Below are 19573 nucleotides of genomic sequence, written 5' to 3'. Positions count from 1 at the left end.
CAACTCCTCATCCAATAATTAATCGCCTTTAAATGCGCGTTTTACCTTGTCAAAGAAACTCATTTCCTGTTCATCAGGCAGGTTTCCGCTGACCTCGGCAAATTCGCGGATAATGTCTTTTTGTTTATCTGTCAGGTTTGTCGGCGTAACGACGCGGACGACGATATGCTGGTCACCCTGTCCATAGCCCCTGACATTTTGAACGCCTTTTCCTCTTAATCTGAATTTCGTTCCCGTTTGTGTACCGGCTGGAATTTTCAATTTCACTTTTCCATGCAGCGTCGGAACTTCTACCTCATCTCCAAGAGCAGCCTGAGCAAACGTTAACGGCATTTCACAGTAAATATCATCGCCGTCACGCTCGAAGAACTCGTGGGCGCGCACATGGAACACGACAAATAAATCCCCGGCAGGGCCGCCGTTTACTCCTGGTTCACCCTGTCCCGAGAGACGAAGCTGCTGTCCGTCATCTACACCGGCTGGAATTGTCACGTTGATTTTTTTGCGTTTTTTGATTTTTCCTTTGCCGCCGCAATCCGCACACTTGTCTTTAATAATTTTGCCCGTACCTTCACAGTGGTGGCAGACCCGTCTGTTCACGACTTTTCCAAACGGCGTATTTTGCTCCACGTTTAACTGGCCGGAGCCTCCGCAGTGGGAGCACGTTTCCGGGTTTGTTCCAGGTTTCGCACCTGAGCCTTTACATGTGTCGCACGTTTCCTCGCGCGGAATTTCAATCGTTGTTTCTTTACCGAAAGCGGCATCCTCAAACGACAAGGTCATCGTATATTGTAAATCGGCACCTTGGCGCGGAGCGTTTGGATCTCTTCGTCTTGTTCCTCCGCCGAAAATACTTGAGAAAATATCATCGAAACCAAAGCCGCCGAAATCGCCGCCGCCAAAACCTCCGCCGCCGAAGCCCTGATTAGGATCAGTATGCCCAAATTGGTCGTAATGCGCACGTTTTTGGTCATCTGACAGCGCTTCGTACGCTTCTTTTACCTCTTTAAATTTTTCATCTGATCCGGCTTCTTTGTTAATATCAGGATGATATTTTTTTGACAGCTTCCGATAAGCTTTTTTAATTTCATCCTTTGAAGCGCTCTTACTTACTCCCAGCACTTCATAGTAATCACGCTTACTCATCTCGCTTCACTCTCCCGAATTTCTCACATAAATTAGATTGTATCATTTTGAATTATGATTTTTCAATTCCTTTTATCCCGGGCAAGAAAAAAAGTCAAAGCCAAGAGATGCCTGACTTTGACTTTCTAATCATTGAATCAGATTATGAAATGTGTTCTTTTCTGTCAGCCCCGGAAGCGGGACTGACTTTAAAAAGAATTTATTTTTTGTTTTGGTCGTCGTTTACTTCTTCGTATTCAGCGTCGACAACGTTGTCATCCGCTTTGCCTTCAGCGCTTGCTCCGCCTTGAGCTTGCTGTGCTTTAGCAGCTTCTTCATAAAGCTTCATAGAAAGCTCTTGGACGATTGCTTGAAGCTCATCTTTTTTCGCTTTGATCTCTTCAAATTCGTTTTTCTCAATCGCCGCTTTTAAAGCGTCTTTGGCATCATTGGCTTTTTTCACTTGTTCTTCATCCACTTTGCCTTCAAGATCTTTTAATGTTTTCTCAGTTTGGAAAACAAGCTGATCTGCTTCGTTGCGGACTTCGATTTCTTCTTTTTTCTTCGCATCAGCGTCAGCATTTTCTTCCGCTTCTTTTACCATGCGTTCGATCTCATCATCAGAAAGACCTGAAGAAGATTTGATTGTAATATTTTGTTCTTTTCCTGTGCCTAAGTCTTTCGCTCTTACGTTTACGATACCGTTTTTGTCAATATCGAAAGAAACTTCGATTTGCGGTACGCCGCGCGGTGCTGGCGGGATATCAGTAAGCTGGAAGCGGCCGAGTGTTTTGTTGTCGGCAGACATTGGGCGCTCACCTTGAAGAACATGGATATCAACAGCTGTTTGGTTATCAGCAGCAGTTGAGAACACTTGAGATTTGCTTGTCGGGATCGTCGTATTGCGGTCGATCAGTTTTGTGAACACGCCGCCCATTGTTTCGATACCGAGAGAAAGCGGTGTAACGTCAAGAAGAACCACGTCTTTTACGTCACCTGTGATAACGCCGCCCTGAATCGCAGCACCAAGCGCTACAACTTCATCCGGGTTTACGCCTTTATGCGCTTCTTTTCCAGTTTCTTTTTTGATTGCTTCTTGTACGGCAGGGATACGAGTTGATCCGCCGACAAGGATGACTTTGTCGATTTCGCTTGCAGAAAGTCCTGCATCTTGAAGCGCTTGACGGACAGGACCCATTGTGCGCTCTACTAAATGAGAAGAAAGCTCTTCAAATTTAGCGCGAGTTAATGTAAGTTCAAGGTGAAGCGGTCCTGCTTCTCCAGCTGTGATAAACGGTAAAGAAATTTGCGTAGAAGATACGCCGGAAAGATCTTTTTTCGCTTTTTCAGCTGCGTCTTTCAAACGTTGAAGCGCCATTTTGTCTTTTGACAGATCAATGCCGTTTTCTTTTTTGAATTCAGATACAAGGTGATCGATGATGACTTGGTCAAAATCGTCCCCGCCCAGACGGTTGTCACCGGCAGTTGAACGAACTTCGAATACACCGTCGCCAAGTTCAAGGATTGAAACGTCGAATGTACCGCCGCCAAGGTCGTATACTAGGATCGTTTGATCTTCATCTGTTTTATCAAGTCCGTATGCAAGCGCTGCTGCAGTAGGTTCGTTGATGATACGTTCTACTTCAAGACCTGCAATTTTACCAGCGTCTTTTGTCGCTTGACGCTCAGCATCGTTAAAGTAAGCAGGAACTGTGATAACTGCTTTTGATACTGTTTCGCCAAGATAGCTTTCAGCGTATGATTTAAGGTGTTGAAGGATGATAGCAGACACTTCTTGAGGAGTGTAATCTTTTCCTTCAATTTCCACTTTATAGTCAGTACCCATATGGCGTTTAACAGACATGATTGTGTTAGGGTTTGTGATAGATTGGCGTTTAGCCACTTCCCCTACTTGGCGTTCGCCGTTTTTGAATGCAACAACTGATGGCGTTGTGCGGTTTCCTTCAGCGTTAGCAATAACTTTAGGCTCGCCGCCTTCAAGCACTGCCACACATGAGTTTGTTGTTCCTAAGTCGATTCCGATAACTTTACTCACTTGAATAACCTCCTGCTATGTAATTATTGATTCACTTTGACCATGGAAGGGCGAATGACGCGATCCTTCAGCTTATAGCCTTTTTGCATTTCCTCAACAACAATGTTGGAGCCGTAATTTTCGTCTTCAGCCTGCATAACGGCTTGGTGCAGATTAGGATCAAATTCCTGCCCTACAGCTTCGATGGCTTCGACGCCTTCTTTTTTCAAGGCTTCTACGAGCTGACGGTGGACCATTTCCATTCCCTGGAGCAAACTTTTCGTCTGTTCATTGTCGGTTTCAACCTGCAGCGCTCGTTCAAAGCTGTCAAGAGCCGGCAGCAAATCAGTCACGATATTTTGAGAACGGTATTTTTGGGACGCTTCCATCTCTAAACGGCTGCGTCGTTTATAGTTTTCAAAGTCTGCTTGAACACGCAAAAGTTTGTTTTCTTTTTCTTCAAGCAAACCTTGCAATTCGTTAATTTGATTTTGAAGAAGTTCGCTTTCATTTGTTTCCTCTTGCTGTTCATCGGCGGCAGCTTGTTCTTCAATGATTTCTTGCTCTTCTGTTTCGTTTTGTTCAACGGTTTGTTTTTCTTCTGACATTGTGTTCACCTCCCTCAAAGTATAAGGAGAAGGACAGGTGCTGCCCTTCGATAAAATTTGCCAAAATTCCCTTATTCATCATACAAATTTGTTAATGCTTTTGACAAGTCCGAAGTCACATGCTGAAGCAGGCTGACAACCCTGGAATAATTCATGCGGGTCGGACCGATGATCGCAATTGAGCCGATCTGTTTCTGGTCAACGGAATAAGATGCCGTAATCAGACTGCAGTTTTCCATCTCTTCATAGTCGTTTTCTTTTCCGATTTTAATCGAAATTCCCGTGTGCGGGGATTGAACCAGCTTAAGAACATCCTGTTCCTTCTCAATTAATGAAAGCAGCGACCGAACACGGGTAATATCATGGAACTCCGGCTGATTTAGCATATTGATTTTTCCGCCAAAAAACAACTTTTCGACGTGATTTGTGGAATGAAAGGTTGATCGAAGCGCATCGAGTATATTGTCATAGTTCTTAATGTGCTGTCTTAGGTACATGACAACTTCCTTAAATATGCGCTCATTCAGTTCATCCATTGGAACGCCGCTTAAACGGTCGTTCAGTATATTTACCAGTTTTTCAATATCAGACAGATCCATTTTGGCCGGAAAGTTAATCGTTTTGTTTTCCACATGCCCCGTATTGGTAACGAGAATCGCTACCGCCATATCAGGCTGAATCGGTATGATTTGAATCTGTTTAAGGTAATTCTCACTCAGCTTCGGCCCGAGTACGATGGATGTGTAATTCGTCAGATCGGACAAAATTTGCGCTGATTTTTGAACTGTCTTCTCCAGCTCGAAAATTTTCTCTTTGAAGATCGAGTGGATTTGGTCCAGGTCGCTTTTCGTCAGTTTAACGGGTGACAGCAAATGGTCAACATAGTACCGATACCCTTTTTCTGACGGAACACGCCCTGAGGATGAATGGGTTTTTTCAATAAAGCCCAATTCCTCCAAGTCAGCCATCTCGTTTCTAATTGTTGCAGAGCTAAATGTGATTTCATCTTTTTTCGAAAGAGTTCTCGATCCTACCGGCTGTGCCGATTTAATAAAATCGTTGATTATAACCTGAAGGATCAGCAGCTGACGATTTGTTAACATCATCATCACCTCTGTTAGCACTCTCAATAAGTGAGTGCTAATTCTATAACAAAAGTATCAAACCACAAGAAAAATGTCAATTATAACTCACCCAAAAAAGCGCCAAAAACTTCATTGCCTAATAATTTCCCTTGATGGGTCAAATAAACGGCAGACTCCGAATTGTAAATCAGCCCTTTTTCAGCGAGGTCTTTTAATACGTTTGGGAAAAGTTCATCCAGGGAACGGCCGTATTTTTCTGCGAATCGTTTTTTGCTGACTCCGGCTGTTTTTCTCAAACCTAAAAACATTTCTTCCTCAATCTGTTCTTCTGTTGTCACTTCATGTGTATCTCTGTACGGAAAACCCTTTTCAGCAATCAGGTCAATGTAATGCTTAACAGGTCCGACGTTCACTGTTCGTGTGCCGCCGATATATCCGTGGGCCCCTGCTCCGAAACCGAAATATTGTTCGTTGCTCCAATACGTCAGATTGTGCTTGGATTCCATGCCCGCCTTAGCAAAGTTGCTGATTTCATATTGATGAATATCGTGAGCTTCCATCCGGCTCATCACCATCTCATACATTTCAGCTTCCTGCTCCTGCGGCGGAAGATGAAGCCGCCCTTTTTGCATCAAATTATAAAATACCGTTTTCGGTTCTACAATAAGGGAGTATACGGAATAATGCTCGGCATCCAGTGATAAAGCAGTGTTTATGGAATGTTCCAGATGCTTGAGGGTTTGCCCCGGGAGCCCGAACATTAGATCAAGACTGATATTCTCAAAACCGATTTCCCGCGCTCTTTCAAAAGAGGCGAATACATCTTTTTGCTTATGCACTCGGCCGATTTTTTCTAACAGATCGTCTTCGAATGTTTGAACACCAAAGCTGAGGCGGTTTACGCCTGCTTCTTTTAATATCTTTAATTTCTCTGCGGACAAGTCGTCCGGATTCGCTTCTACAGCAAATTCCGATAAGTCGCTTGATGGCTTCAGCACGCGATTGACCATGTCCATCAGCTTTTTGAGCTGTTCCTCAGACAGGGAGGTCGGCGTGCCTCCTCCGATAAAGATTGTTTTGAGGTCTGGCTGCCCAGTTTTTGCTATTGTATTTATCATTTCCTGTTCGAGTGCGTTTAAATACTCGTCGACAGGCTGACTTTGAATAAAATATTTATTGAAATCGCAGTAGTGGCAAATATGCTCACAAAATGGAATATGGATATAAGCTGATTTCAACGGATTCACCTTCTTTACAGAAAGAAGCCGCAGTACAGGACTGCGGCGGCTTCTATTATTTTTTCGGACTGTCGTCCATTTTCAGGACCGCCATAAATGCTTCTTGCGGCACTTCAACTGAGCCGACCTGCTTCATTCGGCGTTTTCCTTCTTTTTGTTTTTCAAGAAGCTTTCGTTTCCGCGAGATGTCCCCTCCGTAACATTTAGCCAATACGTTTTTACGCATTGCTTTTATGGTAGAGCGGGCCACGATTTTCTGGCCGATCGCCGCTTGAATCGGTACTTCAAAGTGCTGGCGCGGAATGAGCTCTTTCAGTTTTTCTACAATTACTTTTCCGCGTTCGTACGCGTAATCGCGATGCACGATAAAAGAAAGGGCGTCGATTTTTTCTCCGTTCAGCATAATGTCCATCTTGACAAGTTTAGACGGTTTGTAGCCGATCAGTTCATAATCAAAGGACGCATAGCCTTTAGTGCTTGATTTCAGCTGGTCAAAAAACTCATATACGATTTCCGCTAATGGCATATCATAAATGATGCTGACACGGTTTGCGTCTAAATACTGCATATCAATGAAATTGCCGCGTTTTCCTTGGCAAAGCTCCATTACAGCGCCGACATAGTCATTCGGCACCATCATCGTCGCTTTTACGTATGGCTCCTCAACCCGTTCGATCTTTTGAGGGTCCGGCATGTTGGAAGGGTTGTCGACAACGACCTTTTCGCCGTCTGTCATATACACGTCATAGATAACACTTGGCGCTGTCGTAATCAGGTCGATATTGAACTCACGCTCAATACGCTCCTGAATGATCTCCATGTGGAGCATGCCTAAAAATCCGCAGCGGAACCCGAATCCAAGCGCTTGCGAAGTTTCCGCTTCATATTGAAGGGAGGAATCATTCAGCTCAAGCTTTTCAAGGGCCTCCCTTAAATCATTGTACTTCGCTGTATCAATCGGATACAAACCACAGTACACCATCGGGTTTAGCTTGCGGTATCCCGGCAGCGCTTCTTCTGCAGGATTGGCAGCGCTCGTTATCGTATCACCGACACGTGTGTCACCGACATTTTTAATTGATGCAGTCAGGAAGCCTACATCACCGACAGTCAGTTCATTTGTCGGAGTCGCTTTCGGCGTGAACACGCCGACCTCTGTTACTTCGAATTCTTTGCCGGTTGCCATCATTTTGATTTTTTGACCCGGCTTTACCGTTCCTTCTACAACTCTGATATACGCCACGACACCGCGGTAGGCGTCATAAAGCGAGTCGAAAATCAGCGCTTTTAGCGGTGCCTCTGGATCTCCGGTCGGAGCGGGCACCTTTTCTACGATTTGCTCTAAAATCTCCTCGATCCCGATTCCTGCTTTTGCGGAAGCAAGCACGGCTTCTGACGCATCAAGGCCGATAACGTCTTCTACCTCTTGGCGTACGCGTTCCGGTTCGGCGCTCGGAAGGTCGATTTTATTGATGACCGGAAGGATTTCAAGATCGTTGTCAAGCGCTAAGTAGACATTGGCGAGCGTCTGCGCTTCAATCCCCTGGGCTGCATCCACGACTAGAATCGCTCCCTCGCAGGCAGCAAGGCTTCGGGATACTTCATACGTGAAGTCGACGTGTCCCGGCGTGTCGATCAGATGAAAAATATATTCCTCTCCGTCTTTTGCTTTATATTTAAGCTGAACAGAGTTTAACTTAATGGTTATGCCCCGCTCACGTTCAAGATCCATAGAATCGAGCAATTGTTCTTTCATTTCTCGTTGAGTGATTGCCGACGTTTTTTCTAAAATACGATCCGCTAAGGTCGATTTTCCGTGGTCAATATGGGCAATGATAGAGAAATTCCGTATTCTCGACTGCCTCTCTAAACGCTTTTCTTTATCTGTCACAATCTATCACTCCTACTATTAAACGCAAAATACACTAGCTTAGATTATATCAATAGGATTGTAAAGATTCAATGTAAAACAAGAAAGAGAAAAGTCCCCCGTCATATCTGGGCTGCTTTTCTCTTCCACGTACCTATTGATTCATATCCCGTATCCATTCATACATTGACTGGGCAGTATTGGTTACGGTATCCGAAAGCGCTTTTCCGGCTTTTGAGAACATATTGAATGTTTCCACCTGTTCAAGCTCTTTTTGTTTTTCTTCTAAATCTTTTGCTGTGACTGTTTCTCCTAGAATCGAGGCTTCTTTTTCATTCCCTTTTCCGTCGGTGAGCGTAAACGCCCCCTTCAATGAAGGGTCATGATAGCCTTTCATACTCAGCATTCCATTGTTTGCCTGCTGCATGCCAAACAGAACGCCTAAAAACATGATCGTAACAAGCAGTAAGCACTTTCCAAAGTATGCAATCAAATCAACCACCTATTTCTTATTGTTTTTTCGTCTCACCGCTCTTCGCGTTGACCTTTTCAGCATCCCAATACATTTCGCTGAATACATCCGCTGCCGCGTTAGCCGCACGCTGCAGCTCTTCGAGATTATTATCTACTCCGCCAAATTCGAGCAAAAGCGCTCTGTCGGTTAAATCTTGATTGTAAACACCGTTATCGCCTGGCGAACCTTTGGAAAAGACACCTGTACTTAGTCCAGGGTATTTTTTCTCCATCAGTTTATGAAGCTCGCTCGCAATTTTATAGTTTTCTTCGAAGTTTTTGCTTTTTTTCCCGACGACAAAGGATACCCTGGCATAGCTTTTCCCTTTAATCGTTGCGGTCGTGTCTTTTTTGCGTCGTGAGTCTCTGTGGATATCAATGATATATTGCAGATTTTTATTTGTAGTGAGAGCGTCTTTCACGACCGGTCTTGATTCATCATAAGACCTTGCATAGTTTAAGCCTTTTTTATTCAATTTCGACTGTATATCGGTTTTATTCACTGTGGCTCCGATACCTTGGGATTCAAGCGCTTTTCCGAACATATCTCCTACAAGCGTGACGTTGGCTTTAGAATGGCGCGCCATATCAGGATTAGTCTCGCCTTTTAATAGAGGGAGATATGATTCCGTATTGTGCGTATGATAGATAAACACGACCTTTTTGTCACCTGTTGTTTGTTTCGGTGGATCTTTTTGCCCATTGTCTGATTGCGTCTGCTGTTTTTCAATCTCTGCCAAATTCGCTTCTCTTTCTTCTTCCATCACCTTAGACGGCGGCGGCGATTCCGCAGGCATATTCGTATAATCCGTGCCTTGTCCAGCTAACAGAATCTCGGTATCAAATTGTGCAAACCCCGGCAGCTCCCGGCCGAGAAAGCTCCGCGGATCTTCGAGGTTAATGCTCGTCGCCAGCTTTAAAGATAGACGCGAAAGATGAAATGAGCTGTCGGTTTCAGAAAGGTCAGAAGCAAAATAATGGTTTTCCATCCGCAGCAAGTGTGCAAACACGTCACCCGGCAATTCTTCAGCAATCCCATAAAAAGAGTCGGACGACGGCCTGAGTTCCGGCCGGAGAGACGTCAGCACACCGGATAGAACAAAAATCACGATAAGGCTTACGATAAATAGAAAGATGGCTTTTACCGCTTTCCCCCCATTTACCGCAACAACAATTTGTCTGTTTCTGCGTTTATTTCTCATTGAATCCCTCCAGCGCTTGTCTAGTAATTACTCTATGAACAAGCTAGAGGAAGTAGAACTGTTTAGTGATTGTAGGAGCCTTTGTTTTCTTGTGATACTTTTTCATGAAGCGCTGTGTTTAATCCGTTCGCCAAAACATTTGCCATGTCATCGATAAATGAATCGACTTCCTTCGGCGTAACCATTAAGTTGTGCCCTAAAGGCGAAAGCACCTCGTGAATAAGCTGCCGTTTTTCATCTTCATGAAGGGTTCCGACAATACCCAGAAACGATTGGCGCTGCTTTTGATCTGGAAGATCTTCTTCAGTGAGCACTTTCTTTTTCCCAAACGTCATGCCAGCTGGAACAAGTGATCTTGACGGACTGTTATCCTTCATTTCTCTGCCAAAATGTTTTAATATGTAGTCCACCGTGTCGCTGGCAATTGTCACGGCATCAACTACTGTCGGAACACCGATAGCAATCACCGGAACACCAAGTGTGTCTTTGCTTAAATCTTTTCGTTTATTCCCCACCCCAGATCCTGGGTGAATGCCTGTATCCGATATCTGAATGGTTGTGTTGACCCTTTCCACCGCCCGTGCCGCCAATGCGTCAATAGCAATGACAAAATCAGGCTTCGATTGCTCAATCACACCTTTAATAATGTCGCTTGTCTCGATTCCTGTAATCCCCATGACACCCGGTGCAAATGCACTGACAGGCCTATACCCTTCCTGTACGTTTTCCGGCTGAAGCTTAAATAAGTGCCTTGTTACCAACAGATTTTCTACAGCCATCGGCCCAAGCGCGTCAGGTGTCACGTTCCAGTTGCCGAGTCCAACGATCAAACAGCTCGCATCTTTTGAGATATTAAGGTTTTCAAGAAAAGCCGAGAATTCCTCTGCAAAGACAGCAGAGACCTTTTCCTGCATTTCCGAATCATTCTCCCTGATTCCCTGTGCCTCCAGCGTTAAATAGCGCCCTTCTTTTTTTCCCGAAAGCTCCGCGCCTTCCTTTGTAACATCAACTGTGCGGATTTTAATGCCGCCGTGATCACGCTCTTTTTCAATAAATCCTTTAATTTCTTTTGTCGGCACAGCCTGCTGATTGGCCATTGCTTCCTTCGTTTCCACTGCCAAATCGGTACGTATCAAATACTGATTCACATCCAGCTCACTCTTTTTCATACAGGGGCCTCCTTCACATTAAGTACCTATATTGTTGCCATTTGCTGAATGAATCATGCTAAAAAGAGAGCCTTCAATGAAAAATACTTTACATTTATATTGCAATCTAAAGATGTGTTTGATAGAATACAATTTGTTCTATTGTGAAGAAGATTTAACCTTAAGACACTGTGCTACAGGTTGTATCTTAGGAGGTGAAACACATGCCAAACATTAAATCAGCGATTAAACGTACAAAAACAAACAACGAACGCCGCGTTCATAACGCGACAATCAAATCTGCTATGCGTACTGCAATCAAACAAGTTGAAGCTTCTGTTGCCAACAACGAAGCTGACAAAGCGAAAACTGCTCTTACTGAAGCAGCTAAACGTATTGATAAAGCAGTGAAAACAGGTCTTGTACACAAAAATACCGCAGCTCGATACAAATCAAGACTAGCGAAAAAAGTGAACGGACTTTCTGCATAATATAAAAACGATCCTCAATAATGGGGATCGTTTTTTTCATTTCTTTTTAACAGCTGTAAAAGGAACAGTTCGAGCAGGAGCTGCTTGTCCTTTTTACCGGTTTTCATCTCATAGTCCATGACGGCAAGCTGCTCAATGATAGAACGGAGCTCCTCCTCTGAAAAAAGCCTCGCTTGATCCATCGCCAGCTTTACCCGAAATGGGTGAACTTTTAGATTAGAAGCGATTTGTTTTTGTCCGTACCCCTGTTCCGCAAAGTACTTTGTCTGCAGAATCAGTCGGAACTGGTTCGAAATAAGCGCCATGATCTTGATCGGTTCTTCATTTTGTTTAAGCAAATCATAAAAAATTTGCAGACTCTCAGTTCGTTTTCGGTTGACGATTTTATTGATCAGCTCAAAAATATTTTGTTCAAGGCTTCTAGCAACAAGCATTTTCACATCATCCAGCGTAATTTCTTCACGGTCTCCAATAAACGTGCAGAGCTTTTGAATCTCCTGAAAAATCGATGACAGATGTCCATTCACAAGCAGAACCAAATGCTCCGCTGCTTCAGTGCCAATCGTTTTTTGCTCTGTTTTTGCAAGGTTGACAGTAAAGTCTGTTGTCTCCTTTGCGTTTAATTCCTTCGCCTCCATCATAAACGCGTGCTTCTTTAACGCTTTCGTCAGCTTTTTCCGCTCATCAAGCTTTTCATACGGAGCAAGCAGGACAAAAACTGTGTAAGGCGCAGGCGATTGTATATACGATTCAAGCGCACTTATGTTGTGCTCCAGTTTTTCTTTTTTCTTTTCACCTGTTAAAAAATATGGATTTTTCACAATGACAAGACGCCGCTCCCCCATAAACGGAAACGTTTCAGCATCTGCAATTGCTTGATCCAGCGGGTCCTCTTCCAGATCGAAAACGGATAGATTGAAATCCTTTGTCTCCTGATCAACGACCGTCTGTCTGATCCTGCTGACGGTTTCCTGCAGCAGATATGTCTCTTTTCCGTATAAGCAATAAACCGGATGGACATCTCCTTTTTTCAGGCTTTTCCACACATCAAATACCATTGTTGTACGACTTCCTCTCTTTCATCATCCCCTTCTATCCTAAATTGAGTTTACAAAATAGTAAAGAGGAAGCCTGACTGCTGCTTCCCCATTTATATTAAACGCCTGTTCGCAAGCCCCCGGGACAGCTTGTAAAAAGGCGATAATCACCAGAACAGAAAACGTTACCTAAGCTTCTAGATTTTTCAAAACGATTCGATTATACTTAAATCAGTCAGGAGGGATAAAGTTGAATGATTTTGAAAAAAACGTTCAAAGCAAACGAAATGATGCTGTAGACTCAGCTGTTGGTTTTGTTGTGTCCTTCGGATTTTTCGCCTTCTTGTTTGTCATGGCAACGGTTATTCACCTGGTTGGTTCATAACAGCGACTGCCCGGGCTGCTGATTTCTCGGCAGTCTTTTTTTAGTTCGTCTCTGTTATATCTGATGTATCATATGGAGGATAGACAGAAAAGGTTCCAACTCTGTTTTGATATCTATATTGGATCGTTCCGTTTTGATCTGTACGCAGCACACGGATAGAATGTCTCTGTAATATCTGCAGAACTTCTTGATGAGGATGGTGATACCGATTGTTTTTCCCGGCTGAGATAATGGCCGTACTCGGCCGAAGCTGTTTGATGAATTCTTCACCGGTAGAGCCTTTGCTCCCATGGTGCCCCACCTTTAACACATCTGCTTTTATATTCGGAAACACCTTCATCACCTCTTGTTCCCCTTCTTTCTCCAGATCACCCGTCAAGATCCAGCTCATACCGCCCATTTCCATCCACAGAACGAGAGATGAATTATTTTTGCTTGCCGGATCAGGTGCTTCAGGCGACAGTACATGGAACTGCAAATCCTTTATTTGCAACACGTCGCCTCGCTTCACCTCTTCAATTGCCACTCCCTCTTCTTTGGCTGCCTGCAGCACTTTTTCATCTTTAGGTTCAGAAACGAACCCTTTCGGAATCACGAGGCGCTTTACTTTGTGGTGCTTCAGCAAGGTCTCCGCCTCTCCGATATGATCTTGGTCAGCGTGCGTCAGAATTAAAGCATCAAGCTGGTTGATTCCTTTAGCAGTTAAAAACGGAATCAGCACCTTTTCTCCCAGTGAAAACGGATGTTGTTTTTCACGCCAAGGCTCTGACGAGTAAGACAAAGTGCCGCCAGTATCGATTAAGACATGTCCCCGCTGATGCGGAGCACCTACATACATGCTGTCGCCCTGCCCAATATCAATCATATCCACTTCTCCTTCGGGACTAAGACGCGGAGATGCAAAGAGAAGAAACAGCACCGAGCAGCAAATGCCGCTGGTTACCATCAACTGAGAAAAGGAGCGTTTTTCAATCGACATCAGCAATAGGATGATCGTCACTGTGAATAAAAAGAGAAGAACAGGCGCGGGACGTGCGATGATAAGCGTGAACACATCAATTTCTGCGATTTTTGTGATCAGCTTATTGGCCCAGCTTATCAAGAAATCAAACCAACTGAAAAACAATCTGCCAAATGAAGAGGAAAGACTTAATAGAAGAACACCTGCTACAGCCCCCGGCAAAATACAGAACGTATAAAATGGAACCAACAACATATTCATCGGTATGCTGATGATTGAAAACTGATGAAAATGATACAGGAGAATCGGAAGCGATCCGAGCTGAGCGATGAGTGATACAATTGCCAGCTGACCCAAGGAGGTTTTTATCTGCTGAAAAATAGAAGAGGAAAGAATTAAAGAAAAACTGACGGCGAACGATAGCTGAAAACCGGCTTCAAAGAGATGATAAGGATTGAAGAGCAGCAGGACGATATATGAGAGACAGATTGCCGTTGCCGGGCGGACACGCCATTTGGCGAGACTTCCAGCTAAGTAAACACCTGACATTAAAGCGGCGCGAAGCACTGAAGGAGCAGCGCCGGTCAACATCACATAGAGCGGCAGAAATAATAGCAACAGAATTGACGCCTTTTCTCTTGTTATACCGACACGGATCATGATAAAAAACAATCCCGCTGTCAAAATCCCAACGTGGAGCCCTGAAATCGCCAAGAGATGGACAACACCAAGCTTTTGATACGCGGTAAGCACTTCGTCCTCCACATAAAATCTGTCACCAACTGTAAGTGCCTGTACAATTCCTGCCGAATCAGGAGGCAGAAGGCTGTTTGTGAATGATATGATATGTTTTCTCAAGCTGGGCACCTTATACTTGAAATTTTCAGGTTCGCTGCAGTTTTGGATAGACGTGACAGAGTAGTTCCAATGAATATGCTGCCGATAAAGATACTCGTTATAATCAAATGCACCCGGCACAGTTGCGTGATTCGGTTCTTCCAATGTACCAGTCAACTCACATGACATTCCTGATTCTATGTATAACAGCTGTTCTTTTTCATCAGCTGACTGAATGCGATACACAGCAGCCCATTTTTCCTTATCAGGTGTCTTAACGATCATAGACATACGGTCGCCGTCAATTTTGGGAATAGTGTCAATCACTGCCTTGAAATGATAGGTTCCCTGCCGATAGGAAGAGACATTCTGAGAATCTGTGACTGCATACAGTACAAAAAACAATATAAAAGAGAAGAAACAAACAATAATGAGAAAAGCGTGCCTCGTTTTGATTAAAATGATGAGGAGAAAGAGGATGAATAGAAAAGTAGCGGGGAAATAAGCGGCGGCAGTAATTCCAGCCGTTGCCGAAGCTGCCGCCAAAGGCAATAACAAACGCGAATTACGCATTCATCACACGTAGCTCGTGAAAAGTGTATTCGCCTGTTCATGTATCTTTTTCAATTCTTCCTCCGCTAAACCGGCATCGGCCAATTTCCCTATAAGACCCGCTACAAATGAAAGCTTTTCCCTGTTTTTCAAATCAACGATCATTTCATCGAGTTCAACCTGTTCAACAGTTACACCCGCCTGTTCAAATAATTCCTGCGCATACGGATTTGTTTTGTAATCCTCAGCATAATAAACCGTTTTGATACCCGCTTGAATAATAGATTTGCAGCATTGAATGCACGGATAATGCGTCACATAAATCTCCGCTCCATCAGTCGGTACCCCAAACTTAGAGCATTGTAGAATCGCATTCATTTCAGCGTGAATCGTTCTTGCACAATGATCATCTATCATTAAGCACCCTTCGTCGGCACAATGTACACCGCCCGCGATCGACCCGTTATAGCCTCCTGCAATCATGCGTTTGTCTCTGACTATAGTAGCGCCGACAGATAATCTCGGACAGGTGCTGCGCAGCGCCAATAAATGGCTTTGAGCCATAAAGTATTGATTCCATGAAATTCGTTCCACGTTGTTCCCTCCATATGTTGTGTTGCCTGACCTTTAGTTTACCTATCATAATGCATGACCGTCAAATCACTTTACTGAAATGGAAGACTTTATTTTCTCAAATGACTTTTCGCCTATTCCTGAAACCTTCGTGATATCTTCAATAGTCTGGAAACGCCCATTTTCTTCCCGGTATGCAATAATAGCTTCAGCTTTGGATGGCCCCACCCCTGAGATGCCTTGTAACTCCTCTAAGGTGGCTGTATTGATATTTACCATCCCCTTCCCTCCACCGCTTTGGACAGCTCCTCCGGCACCCTGCTGCACTGCTGTTTCCTCTCCTTTTTTCGGGATGTACACCACTGTCCCGTCCTGCAGAATCTCCGCCAAATTCACTTGCACTTCATCTGCTTGCTCATTGGTTCCGCCTGCTTTCTCAATTGCCTGAGATACTCTGTCCCCTGTTCGCATTTCATAAACGCCAGGATGATGAACAGCACCTTTGATGTCTATCACAATTGCTTCGCTTGGCTCATCTTTGCCTGCTTCCTGCTTTACCTCTGTATTTACTGTCTGAGTTGGTACAGCCTGCTTCACCGGCTCTTTGTTTCTCCCGCTGTCTAGAAAGATCATAATTGCTGTGAAAACAGCTACAGAAGCCGCTAAAATCATTGCTTTCTTATGCTGATTCAACCAATTCATCGTGCATGTTCCCCGCTTTCGTCATATTTTATTTTCATAACACATATGGTTTAGAGGATAATAGCTCAAAGGAGGGGAAACCATTGAAGATAGGCTTTATCGGCACAGGAAATATGGGTACGATCCTTATAGAATCATTTATTGAATCAAAAGCAGCCGATCCCTCAAACATGACAATCACAAACCGCACAATTGAAAAAGCGTTGCACATAAAAAATCGCTACAACAGCATCAACGTTACCGAAAGTCTCGAAAAGCTCGTTTCTGAAAACGAGATGATTTTTATTTGTGTTAAGCCGCTTGATATATATCCTTTACTGGCAAGAGCGTTACCTTATTTAAGAAAAGATCATATTCTCATTTCAATTACAAGCCCCGTTCAAACCGAACAGCTCGAACAATATGTGCCGTGTCAAGTGGCGCGAGTGATCCCAAGTATTACGAACAGGGCGCTGGCAGGTGTTTCTCTCGTCACTTTCGGCACAAGCTGCGGCGAATCTGCAAAAGCGAAAATCAATGAGTTGATGCAGCATATTTCTCATCCGCTGCAAATTGAAAGTGACATTACGAGAGTTGCATCAGACATCGTAAGCTGCGGCCCCGCTTTTATGAGCTATCTGATTCAGCGGTTTATAGATGCAGCTGTTTCGGAAACGTCAGTGTCTAAACAGGACGCGATTTTGATGTGTAAGGAAATGCTTGTCGGAATGGGAAAACTGTTAGAAACCGAATTGTACACCCTGCCTGCATTACAGGAAAAGGTTTGCGTTAAAGGCGGCGTAACGGGAGAAGGCATTAAAGCGCTGGAAAGCGGTGTGCAGGATATGTTTCATCGGGTATTTCAAAATACTCATATGAAGTACGAGGAGGATATTTCCGCAGTGAAAAAGCAGTTTCATGTGTAGGCGAGTATGTCATACTTTTGTCTGTACTGCAAAAGCGTAAAAAAGCATTTTAAAAAACCATCGTTTTAGGAAACGATGGTTTTTGGTTTCTGCGCCTTGAAAAATAGGCGTTCTGATTGTGCTGATGGCTCGGAATCCGTAAAATCAGCTGTCACGTGATGGAGCTGAAAGCCGGTGTTCTTCAGCATTTCTTCGTATTCATCCACTGGGAACGTTCTTTGCTCGTGTGTCTCATCAAAGCGGTCATATGCTTCTCCGTTCCAAACAAAAAACGACATATCATGAATGACAGAAAGCTCTTCACTTCCAGCAAAGCTCTGCCAAATATAGCTGATATCTTCGTCCTGGTCAGCAAATGTGCTATCCGGAAAAACTTCTGCAATTTTATAAGATGAATGTACATCAAACAGCAAAATGCCTCCAGGCTTTAACACCCGAAACACACTTTTAAAGGTTTGGATTACATCATTTTTTGTTTTTAAATAATTTAATGAGTCACAGCATATCGCAACAGCATCAAACTGACCGTCAAAGCCGGAAATCTCTCTCATATCCTGCTGAAGAAATAGAATAGGCTGGCTACTAGATACCTTTTGCTGGGCGAAGGAAAGCATCTCCTCGCTGAGATCGATGCCTATAACCTCGAAACCTTTTTCGGCAAGCCGGATGGAGATTTCTCCCGTGCCGCATGCAAGATCAAGAACACGGCCTTTTTCCGGGAGAGATGCATCAATCCATTTTGTCCATTGATCATAAGGCGCGTGTGACATCAACTCGTCATACACGCTTGCAAAGCCTTGATAAATCATTGGTTCATTCCAAGGTCAAGATCTGCGAGCGGAGCGTCTCCCCACAGCTTTTCAAGGTTATAGTAGCTTCTTTCGTCCTTGTGGAAGACATGAACAATCACATCGCCAAGGTCAACGAGCACCCATCTTGCTTCATCAAAGCCTTCCATCTTTTTGACTTGAATGCCGTTTTCATCAGCCTGATCCTTGATTTCACGGGCAATCGCCTGCACCTGTTTATCTGAATTTCCGTGGCAGATCAAAAAATAATCAGCAACTAGAGAAATGCCTTCCATATCCAGTGCTAAAATATCCTCTGCCCGTTTATCGTCGCATGCCGCAGCTGCGAGCTTTAAAATGGCCTTTTGGTTCATTCACAAATTCCTCCTGTTCAGTTGCCAGACACAAGCCAGTTATACGTTAAAAATGTGTCTGGAAAAACCGGTTGATTTTTTTTCATAAGAAAAACCATTGTATTTTTAATGGACTGAATCAGCGCTTGATTCAAATCTGTCTCAGCAAGCTTACGCACCTCATCGACACCGGGAAATGCCCGATTAGGCTCAATGTAATCGGCAACGTAAATGACTTTTTCTAAAAGTGTCATGCCAGGGCGCCCTGAGGTATGATACCTGATGGCGTCAAGAATGTCTTCATCTTGGACACCCGCTTCTCTTTGGACCAAATACGCGCCGACCGGAGCGTGCCAGAGCTCCGGATTATGATCCAATAAATGCGCAGGCATTTTTTCTCGCGCAATAATTTGTTTCATTTCTTCTTTTGGGCGGAATTTGGCATAATCATGAAAGATCGCCGCTGTTTCCGCTTTTTTAGAATCGGCTCCAAAACGCTCCGCAAGTTCGATCGCCGTGTTCATCACGCCAATCGTGTGGATATATCGATGTTCGGTCAATTGCTGTTTCACGCATGCAAGTGCCTCCTCACGATTCATATAAACCATTCTCCTCTACATACTTCTTCACTTTATCAGGGATTAAGTAGTCAGTGGGCTTCTTGCTTTTAAACCGTTCCCTTATCATAGTTGATGATACCTCAAATTCCGGAACGTCTGCAAAGAGAAGCGGATAAGGGGTTTCAACATGAAAACCGGGGCGCTTTACTCCAATAAATTGAATGAGGTTCAGCAGCTCGTCCAGCTTATACCATTTCGGCAAATATTCAATCATATCAGCACCGATAATAAAGAACAGCTGATCATTTGGATAACGCTGCTTCAATAAAGAAACGGTATCAAAGGTATATGATGGCCCTTCTCTTTCCATTTCCACAAGCTCCAGCTTAAAGGACGGATTGGATTGAATCGCAAGCTTCAGCATTTCCACGCGATGAAAGCTGTCGGTATAGTCTTCGTCCTGTTTATGCGGCGGAATTTGATTGGGCATAAACCAAATTTCATCAAGCCCCGCCTGGTACAGCACCTCATTCGCCATTAAGAGGTGACCATTATGCGGAGGATCAAACGTGCCTCCGAAAATTCCGATTTTCTTCATTTCAACC

21 protein-coding genes are annotated in these 19573 nt (G+C 44.0%); 3 read left to right on the top strand and 18 right to left on the bottom strand.

Annotation, left to right across the window (positions count from 1 at the left end; genetic code table 11):
• Positions 1-18: 18 nt before the first annotated feature.
• From dnaJ to gpr, 9 genes are all read right to left on the bottom strand, one after another.
• Entirely contained in the window at positions 19-1146 is a 1128-nt protein-coding gene (gene dnaJ / locus NZD81_RS03040) for a molecular chaperone DnaJ (protein ID WP_014114461.1), read from the bottom strand.
• 199 nt (positions 1147-1345) lie between these two features.
• Complete coding sequence (gene dnaK, locus NZD81_RS03035) at positions 1346-3181, bottom strand: molecular chaperone DnaK (RefSeq protein ID WP_014664658.1); 1836 nt, start codon at positions 3179-3181, stop codon at positions 1346-1348.
• Between the two features lie 23 nt (positions 3182-3204).
• The gene (gene grpE / locus NZD81_RS03030) at positions 3205-3768 is read right to left on the bottom strand and encodes a nucleotide exchange factor GrpE (protein WP_014664659.1); all 564 of its coding nucleotides are present in this window, start codon (positions 3766-3768) and stop codon (positions 3205-3207) included.
• 71 nt (positions 3769-3839) lie between these two features.
• Positions 3840-4871 carry a heat-inducible transcriptional repressor HrcA gene (gene hrcA, locus NZD81_RS03025; protein ID WP_003226167.1) on the bottom strand — a complete coding sequence of 344 codons (1032 nt, stop codon included), beginning with the start codon at positions 4869-4871 and terminating at the stop codon, positions 3840-3842.
• A gap of 80 nt (positions 4872-4951) precedes the next feature.
• Positions 4952-6091: a radical SAM family heme chaperone HemW gene (gene hemW / locus NZD81_RS03020; RefSeq protein ID WP_134975323.1), complete on the bottom strand. Its 1140-nt coding sequence runs from the start codon at positions 6089-6091 to the stop codon at positions 4952-4954.
• Positions 6092-6146: 55 nt separating this feature from the next.
• Complete coding sequence (gene lepA / locus NZD81_RS03015) at positions 6147-7982, bottom strand: translation elongation factor 4 (protein ID WP_014664662.1); 1836 nt, start codon at positions 7980-7982, stop codon at positions 6147-6149.
• A gap of 133 nt (positions 7983-8115) precedes the next feature.
• A complete protein-coding gene (locus tag NZD81_RS03010; RefSeq protein ID WP_014664663.1) occupies positions 8116-8454 on the bottom strand; it encodes a YqxA family protein in 339 nt (112 codons plus the stop codon).
• A gap of 16 nt (positions 8455-8470) precedes the next feature.
• Positions 8471-9676, bottom strand: a complete 1206-nt coding sequence (gene spoIIP, locus NZD81_RS03005) for a spore autolysin SpoIIP (protein WP_040082576.1) — start codon at positions 9674-9676, stop codon at positions 8471-8473.
• 62 nt (positions 9677-9738) lie between these two features.
• Entirely contained in the window at positions 9739-10845 is a 1107-nt protein-coding gene (gene gpr / locus NZD81_RS03000; protein WP_136654231.1) for a GPR endopeptidase, read from the bottom strand.
• Positions 10846-11048: 203 nt separating this feature from the next.
• Here gpr and rpsT point away from each other — a divergent pair, with 203 nt between their 5' ends.
• Positions 11049-11315 carry a 30S ribosomal protein S20 gene (gene rpsT, locus NZD81_RS02995; RefSeq protein ID WP_003229989.1) on the top strand — a complete coding sequence of 89 codons (267 nt, stop codon included), beginning with the start codon at positions 11049-11051 and terminating at the stop codon, positions 11313-11315.
• A gap of 14 nt (positions 11316-11329) precedes the next feature.
• On the opposite strand, the gene holA is transcribed toward rpsT, so the two are convergent.
• Both holA and NZD81_RS02985 read right to left on the bottom strand, forming a co-directional pair.
• Positions 11330-12373, bottom strand: a complete 1044-nt coding sequence (gene holA, locus NZD81_RS02990; RefSeq protein ID WP_014664666.1) for a DNA polymerase III subunit delta — start codon at positions 12371-12373, stop codon at positions 11330-11332.
• 39 nt (positions 12374-12412) lie between these two features.
• Positions 12413-12526: a hypothetical protein gene (locus NZD81_RS02985; RefSeq protein WP_134975484.1), complete on the bottom strand. Its 114-nt coding sequence runs from the start codon at positions 12524-12526 to the stop codon at positions 12413-12415.
• A gap of 76 nt (positions 12527-12602) precedes the next feature.
• On the opposite strand from NZD81_RS02985, the gene NZD81_RS02980 reads away from it, so the two are divergent.
• Positions 12603-12737: a YqzM family protein gene (locus tag NZD81_RS02980; protein ID WP_003229983.1), complete on the top strand. Its 135-nt coding sequence runs from the start codon at positions 12603-12605 to the stop codon at positions 12735-12737.
• A 40-nt stretch (positions 12738-12777) separates the two neighbouring features.
• On the opposite strand, the gene NZD81_RS02975 is transcribed toward NZD81_RS02980, so the two are convergent.
• The 3 genes from NZD81_RS02975 to NZD81_RS02965 all read right to left on the bottom strand — a co-directional run bounded on the left by NZD81_RS02975 (position 12778) and on the right by NZD81_RS02965 (position 16362).
• Complete coding sequence (locus NZD81_RS02975) at positions 12778-15108, bottom strand: DNA internalization-related competence protein ComEC/Rec2 (protein WP_282372745.1); 2331 nt, start codon at positions 15106-15108, stop codon at positions 12778-12780.
• A gap of 3 nt (positions 15109-15111) precedes the next feature.
• Entirely contained in the window at positions 15112-15681 is a 570-nt protein-coding gene (locus tag NZD81_RS02970) for a ComE operon protein 2 (protein WP_014664668.1), read from the bottom strand.
• 66 nt (positions 15682-15747) lie between these two features.
• A complete protein-coding gene (locus NZD81_RS02965) occupies positions 15748-16362 on the bottom strand; it encodes a helix-hairpin-helix domain-containing protein (RefSeq protein ID WP_282372749.1) in 615 nt (204 codons plus the stop codon).
• Positions 16363-16445: 83 nt separating this feature from the next.
• On the opposite strand from NZD81_RS02965, the gene comER reads away from it, so the two are divergent.
• The gene (comER, locus tag NZD81_RS02960; RefSeq protein ID WP_004398597.1) at positions 16446-17267 is read left to right on the top strand and encodes a late competence protein ComER; all 822 of its coding nucleotides are present in this window, start codon (positions 16446-16448) and stop codon (positions 17265-17267) included.
• 65 nt (positions 17268-17332) lie between these two features.
• On the opposite strand, the gene NZD81_RS02955 is transcribed toward comER, so the two are convergent.
• From NZD81_RS02955 to NZD81_RS02940, 4 genes are read right to left on the bottom strand one after another with little or no spacing between them, the layout of a single operon-like run.
• A complete protein-coding gene (locus NZD81_RS02955; RefSeq protein ID WP_282372751.1) occupies positions 17333-18076 on the bottom strand; it encodes a class I SAM-dependent DNA methyltransferase in 744 nt (247 codons plus the stop codon).
• The gene (gene rsfS, locus NZD81_RS02950) at positions 18073-18429 is read right to left on the bottom strand and encodes a ribosome silencing factor (RefSeq protein WP_014664671.1); all 357 of its coding nucleotides are present in this window, start codon (positions 18427-18429) and stop codon (positions 18073-18075) included. Before rsfS ends, NZD81_RS02955 begins: the two co-directional genes overlap by 4 nt.
• 17 nt (positions 18430-18446) lie before the next feature.
• Entirely contained in the window at positions 18447-19007 is a 561-nt protein-coding gene (gene yqeK, locus NZD81_RS02945; RefSeq protein ID WP_014664672.1) for a bis(5'-nucleosyl)-tetraphosphatase (symmetrical) YqeK, read from the bottom strand.
• Positions 18997-19566 (bottom strand): nicotinate-nucleotide adenylyltransferase, encoded by a 570-nt coding sequence (locus NZD81_RS02940; RefSeq protein ID WP_014477393.1) that lies wholly within the window; start codon positions 19564-19566, stop codon positions 18997-18999. The genes yqeK and NZD81_RS02940 overlap by 11 nt, the downstream gene beginning before the upstream one ends.
• Positions 19567-19573: the final 7 nt, after the last annotated feature.

It is taken from the genome of Bacillus sp. B.PNR1 (assembly GCF_030386235.1).
GTDB lineage: Bacteria > Bacillota > Bacilli > Bacillales > Bacillaceae > Bacillus > Bacillus stercoris.
Note: the sequence above shows the minus strand (reverse complement) of the source record. Positions and strands in the feature narration are given on the sequence as shown.